General features: G+C 70.1%; 5 protein-coding genes and 1 pseudogene. 4 read left to right on the top strand and 2 right to left on the bottom strand.

What is annotated here, in order from left to right; all coding sequences use genetic code 11:
* Nucleotides 1-63 precede the first annotated feature (63 nt).
* Both ACLBXX_RS20535 and ACLBXX_RS20530 read right to left on the bottom strand, forming a co-directional pair.
* Nucleotides 64-1,074, bottom strand: coding sequence for a sugar phosphate isomerase/epimerase family protein (locus ACLBXX_RS20535; RefSeq protein ID WP_447659532.1), 1,011 nt, complete (start codon nucleotides 1,072-1,074; stop codon nucleotides 64-66).
* Between the two features lie 64 nt (nucleotides 1,075-1,138).
* A complete protein-coding gene (locus ACLBXX_RS20530; RefSeq protein ID WP_447659531.1) occupies nucleotides 1,139-2,581 on the bottom strand; it encodes a sugar porter family MFS transporter in 1,443 nt (480 codons plus the stop codon).
* A 173-nt stretch (nucleotides 2,582-2,754) separates the two neighbouring features.
* On the opposite strand from ACLBXX_RS20530, the gene ACLBXX_RS20525 reads away from it, so the two are divergent.
* The 4 genes and pseudogenes from ACLBXX_RS20525 to ACLBXX_RS20510 all read left to right on the top strand — a co-directional run.
* Nucleotides 2,755-3,171 (top strand): tautomerase family protein, encoded by a 417-nt coding sequence (locus ACLBXX_RS20525; protein ID WP_447659530.1) that lies wholly within the window; start codon nucleotides 2,755-2,757, stop codon nucleotides 3,169-3,171.
* Between the two features lie 11 nt (nucleotides 3,172-3,182).
* On the top strand, nucleotides 3,183-4,325 hold the full coding sequence (locus tag ACLBXX_RS20520) for a transaldolase family protein (protein WP_447659529.1): 1,143 nt from the start codon (nucleotides 3,183-3,185) through the stop codon (nucleotides 4,323-4,325).
* Nucleotides 4,326-4,444: 119 nt separating this feature from the next.
* Nucleotides 4,445-5,722, top strand: coding sequence for an ATP-binding protein (locus ACLBXX_RS20515; RefSeq protein ID WP_447659528.1), 1,278 nt, complete (start codon nucleotides 4,445-4,447; stop codon nucleotides 5,720-5,722).
* 220 nt (nucleotides 5,723-5,942) lie between these two features.
* Nucleotides 5,943-6,152, top strand: a pseudogene (locus ACLBXX_RS20510) (cation-transporting ATPase); the annotation flags it as partial.

The following is a 6,152-nucleotide window of genomic DNA, read 5'->3' as shown; positions in this document are numbered from 1 at the left end:
CCCCACCCCCGATACCAAGGGCCCCCGGGGCCGATGGCCCCGGGCATCTCGCATGACACGAACTCAGACGAGCGACGCTTCGAGCGCCGCATCCGCCTCCTTCAGCACCGCCGCAGCGACCTCGAGGCCCTCGATGCGACCGAGCGAGACGTCCTCGTGCTCGATGTTGACCCGCATCTCGGGGTCGACCTCGTGCAGGGCCCGCAGGAACTCCGTCCAGTACGCGACGTCGTGCCCGCGGCCGAGCGCGACGAAGTCCCACGCTGCCTCCTTCGGCCACTCGTTGACCCACTCGTCGCCGCCGAGGTTCACGCGGGGCTCCGACGGGTCGAGCCGGCGGAAGCGGTTGTCCAGAACTCCGTACAGGGCAGCATGCTCCGCGTTGACGCGGACGTCCTTCGCGGCGGCGTGGAACACCAGCGGCCCGAGGTGGCGGACGACCGCGACCGGGTCCATCTGCTGCCAGAACAGGTGCGACGCGTCGAGCTCGACACCCACGTGCGTCGCGCCGGTCAGTTCGATGAGCCTGTGCACGTCGGCGGCGTTGAACACGAGGTTCTGCGGGTGCAGCTCGAGGGCCACCTTGACGCCGTGGTCGGCCGCGAAGCGGTCGATCTCGCGCCAGAACGACGCCGCGATGTCCCATTGGTAGTCGAGGACGTCGAGCGCCGCCGAGTTCCACGCGTTGACGATCCAGTTCGGATGCTGCGTCCCCGGTTCCCCGCCCGGGAGCCCCGACATCGTCACGACCCGGGTCTGACCGAGGCGGTGCGCCAGCAGGATCGAACGCCGCAGGTCCGCGGCATGCGCGTCACCGATGACCGGATTCGGATGCAGCGGGTTGCCGTTGCAGTTGAGTCCCGCCACCTCGACCCCGCTGCCCTCGAACTGACCGAGGAACTCGTCGCGCGCAGCATCCGAATCGAGGATCTCGTCGAAAGCGGCGACGTGTGTGGCGGGCAGGAAGCCGCCGGTGTTGATCTCGAGACCGGTCAGCCCGAGGTCGCGGACGACCTCGATCGCCGCGGGAAGGTCCCGGTCGTGGAGGATCGCGTTGTAGACACCGAGGTGCATGGTGGTCCTTTCTGATGCGACGACGGCGCCCGCGTCGACACGGGCGCCGTCATCGTGGAGCGGGTCAGGCGCCGAGGCGCTCGCGGCGGGGGACGGTGCGGATCGCCTGGGTGCGGAAGTCCTCCTCGAGGCGCTCGAGCGAACGACCCTTGGTCTCAGGAACGGCGCGCCACACGAAGAAGAACGACAGAGCGTTGATCGCCGCGAAGAGGAGGAATGTCGGAGTCGAGCCGATGCCCTCGACGATCTGCGGGAAGACGAACGAGATGAGGGCGTTGACGGTCCACAGCACGAAGACCGCGAGGCCCATCGCGAGACCGCGGATCGCGAGGGGGAAGATCTCGCTGAGCATCAGCCACACGCCGGTGCCGATGAACGCCTGCACGAACGCGACGAACAGCATCATGCCGGCGAGGATCGTGTAGCTCGTGGCATCCGACTCGGGGAGTGTGAAGAGGAAGGCGAGGAGCAGCTGCGAGCCGACGACGCCGCCGAAGCCGATCATCAGCATGACGCGACGGGGCACGAAGCCGAGCAGCCAGATGCCGAGGATGGTCATGACGACGCTCGTGACGCCGACGCCGATGGTGGCGATGAGGGCGGCCTGCTCGCCGAGTCCGGACGCGGTGAGGATGCTGGGCGCGTAGTAGTTGACGGTGTTGATGCCGGTGGCTTGCTGGACGGCCGCGAGGCCGAACCCGATGTAGAGGAGGCGGCGCATCCAGCGGTTGTCCCGCAGAGCGTGCCATGCGTGCTTGCGGCTCTCGCCCTCGGCCTTCGCGGTGGAGACGATGTCGGCGACCTCGATGTCGACCTGCTCGGGGCTGCGGCTGAGGGTCAGCACCTGGCGGGCCTCGTCGACGCGACCGCGTGCGCCGAACCAGCGCGGCGACTCGGGCAGCAGGAACATGCCGATGAGGAGCACGACAGCGGGGATCGCGGCGACGCCGAGCATGACGCGCCACACGTGGGCGTCGCTGATGGTGACGGCGAGCAGCGCGTTGATCGCGAAGGCGAGCATCTGGCCCGTCACGATCATGAGCTCGTTGATGGTCACCATGCGGCCGCGGCGCTCAGCGGGCGCCATTTCGGCGAGGTAGAGGGGACATGCCACGGCCGCCGCACCGACGCCGAAGCCGAGCAGGATGCGCGCCGTGACCATGAGCGCGACGTTCGGCGCGAAGGCGCAGCCGAGCGCGCCCACGAGGAAGATGACCGCGCAGACGATGAGGCTGTTCTTGCGGCCGAGCCAGTCCGCGATGCGGCCGCCGAGCAGCGCGCCGAACGCGGCGCCCGGGAACAGCAGCGAGCTGACCACCCAGGCCTCCTGCGCGGTGGTCATGGCGAGGTCGTCGCGCATGTAGAGCAGTGCGCCGGAGATGACGCCGGTGTCGTAGCCGAAGAGCAGGCCGCCGAGGGTCGAGATGACCGTGAGCCGGATGAGGAAGCCCTTTCCGGCGGTACCGCCGACTCGGGCGGTGCGGGAGGGGGAGCTGGTATGCGACACGGGGACGCTCCTTTGCGTGAGTCGATCGTAGGCGGACACTGCCTGGCGAGCTATTTGTCAGGACATACTGTCATACGGATGAGCTGCACACAAGACCCGGATCGAGATTGACGAGCGGGAAGCGAGTAATGTAAGAATGTCAGGACAAAGTTGTTCTGCTTCAAGGAGACCCCATGCCTCTCGTCCGCATCGACCACAGCGACGCCCGCACCAACTCGGCGGAGATCGCCGGCGCCATCCACGACGCGATCGTCGCGGTGTACGGCATCCCTGTCCGCGACCGCTTCCAGGTGATCACTGCCCGCCCGGGTGCCACGATCGTCGCCGAGGACGCCGGCCTCGGCTTCGACCGCACCGACCCGGTGATCATCCAGATCTTCACGCAGCGCGGCCGCACCGATGAGACCAAGCAGGAGCTGTACGCCGAGATCGCGACGCGCCTGGCGACCGTGGGTGTCGACGGCGAGGACGTCTTCATCGGCTACGTCGAGAACGGCCCGCAGGACTGGTCGTTCGGCTTCGGTCGTGCCCAGTACATGACGGGCGAGCTCGCCGTGCCGGCGGCCAAGCCGGCTGTCGCGAGCGTCTGAGGGCGAGCGACATGACCATCGTCACGGTCCCCGCGTCCCCTCCAAGCGCCGCTGGCGCGTCGCCCGGAGCCTCCGGGCGCGGGGGCCCAGCCTCGGCCCGTCCGTTCGCGCAGGCCGCCGCGCGGTTCCCCACCGTGCTGTGGAACGACTCGGCCGACCCCGACGAGCTGCGCCGCTCGATCGCGCTCGGGGCAGTGGGCGCCACCTGCAACCCGGTGATCGCGCTCACCGCGATCCGCAACCACCCCGACGTGTGGGCGCCGCGCCTCCAGGAGCTCGCGGCCGAGCACCCGACCTGGGGTGAGTCCGAGCTCGGCTGGCAGGCCGTCAAGGAGCTCTCGATCGAGGCCGCACGCCTGCTCGAGCCGGCGTTCGCCGCGACCGGAGGCCGCGACGGCCGCCTGTCGATCCAGACCGACCCCCGCCTGCACCGCGACGCGGACGCCCTCGTGGCCCAGGCCGTCGAGTTCTCGCAGCTCGCCGACAACATCATCGTCAAGATCCCCGCCACAGCGACCGGCATCGCCGCGATGGAAGAGGCCGCCTTCCGCGGTGTCAGCATCAACGCGACACTGAGCTTCACCGTGCCGCAGGCCGTCGCCGTCGGCGAGGCGCTCGAGCGCGCGCTCGCCCGTCGCCGCGACGCCGGGCTTCCGGAGCAGGAGTTCGGCCACGTCGTGACGATCATGGGCGGCCGCCTCGACGACTGGCTCAAGGCGTGGACGGCGAAGAACCGGATTCTCACGACGCCGGGCACGCTCGACTGGGCCGGCGTCGCCGCGCTCAAGAAGGCGCACGCGGTGTTCCAGGAGCGGGGCTTCCGCAGTCGCATCCTGTCGGCGGCATTCCGCAACCACCTGCAGTGGTCGGAACTCGTCGGGGGTGACCTGGTGGTCTCGCCCCCGTTCGACTGGCAGCACCGCATCGACGCCAACGGCATCCCCGCCGAGGATCGCATCTCCGAGCCCGTGCCCCCGGTGATCCTCGACGAGCTCACCTCGCTGAGCGAGTTCCGCCGCGCCTACGACGTGGACGGCATGCGTCCCGAGGAGTTCGCCGACTTCGGCGCCGCGCGCAACACGCTGCGCCAGTTCCTCGACGCCGATGCGCAGCTCGACGCGCTGGTGCGCGACGTCCTCGTCCCCGCGGCCTGAGACCCGTCCGGCCGGGCGCCCGACAGTCCGTCCGGCCGGACGTGCTTAATACGACTGTCCGAGCCTTGCCCCCGTGGGTAGCCTGAGGCGACCCACCTCGCACCGAAGGGAGTCCGGGCATGGCAGGCTGGCGCATCCGCGACTATCACGCCGACGACGTCGACGGCATCCTGCGGCTCTGGGAGCAGGTCACCGCCGAGGGCGTCGAGCCCGTCTACAGCCTGTCCGAAGTGCTCGCCTCGTGCGCGAAGGACCATGCGGTGGTCGCGGTCATGGGCGAGCAGGTCGTCGGCGCCGCGATCGGCCGCGCCGCCCACGCGCAGGGCTGGGTCGTCTTCCTCGCGACCGCTTCCCACCTGCGCGGCGCGGGCATGGGCTCGTCGCTGCTGTCGGCGCTCGAGGCGCGCATGGCGCCGCAGGGCATCTCGAAGCTGTCGGCGCTGATGCCCGCCGTCGAGACGCGAGTGGGGGCGTTCCTCCGCCAGGGGTTCGCGCTCAAGCAGGACCTCCACTACTTCGAGCGGCACATCCCCGTGCAGCGCGAGGAGCTCAAGCGCCTCGCCGAGCTCGGCGGCCGCGTGCTGCCCCGCGGGCTCTGGGACGCGGTCGGCGGCATGAACACGGAGAAGGAGCTCCTCGAACGCCGCGTGGTGCTGCCGCTGGCGCAGTCCGAACTCGCTGAGCGGTTCGGCGTGGTGCCGCCGCGCGCGATCGTGCTGTTCGGGCCGCCCGGCACCGGCAAGACCACGTTCGCCAAGGCGATCGCCTCCCGCCTGGAGTGGTCGTTCGTCGAGGTCTTCCCCTCCCGCCTCGCGTCGCACCCGGGAGGCCTGGCCGGCGCACTGCGCGAGACCTTCGCGACGATCGCCGAGCTCGAGCACGCCGTGGTCTTCATCGACGAGGTCGAGGAGATCGCCTCGCACCGCCAGGGCGAGCCGCCCTCGCCCACGCAGGGCGTGACGAACGAGTTGCTCAAGATCATCCCCGCCTTCCGCGAGCAGCCCGGACGCCTCCTGATCTGCGCGACGAACTTCATCAGATCATTGGATGCCGCGTTCCTCCGGCACGGCCGCTTCGACTACGTGATCCCGATCGGCCTTCCCGACGAGCAGGCTCGTGACGCCATCTGGCGCCGGTATGTACCGGAGGCCGCGGTCGGCATCGACGTGCCCGAGCTCGTCGCGATGACCGACGGGTTCTCGCCCGCCGACATCGAGTTCGCCGCGCGCAAGGCGTCGCAGTCCGCGCTCGAGAACGCCGTGGACTCGGGTGCATCCGAGCCCGAGGGCCCGTTCATGACCGACTACACCGCGGCGATCGCGGGCACGCGGGCAACGGTCTCGGCCCAGGTCGCCGCCGACTTCCTCGAAGACATCGAGACGGTCGGCCGCCTGTAGCCGAATCGATCAATCTGCTGAGAGTGGCGGGGTCCAGGCCCGGGACGGCAGTCGGCGCGCCGGCCTCACCCTAGGCTGGATCGCACAAGGGGAGTACTCCCGCCAGCGGCACGCTCGTCATTACGGATCCAGCGCCGGATCCCGGGCTGCCGGCCCTCCGGGGCGGAGGAGACCTTGGCGTTCTTCATCACGCCATGTCTCCCATCCGGAAGGAAACCCCATGAGCTCGCTCAACCGTCTCTTCGGCCTCGCCACGAAGGCCCTCGACTCGTCCGGTTCGTCGAACGCCAAGCCCGGCGGCGGCACGGACTGGCGCTCGATGGTGCGCGAGGTGGCCGGAGCCGTCACCGGTGACGGGCGACCCGCGGCCTCGTCGCCCGCGACCGCCCCGGCGGGGCCGCCGGGCCCCCCCCCCCCCGCGGCGGCCGGC

The organism is Microbacterium sp. C23T (assembly GCF_053345975.1).
This window is presented reverse-complemented; position numbering and strand designations above follow the sequence as displayed.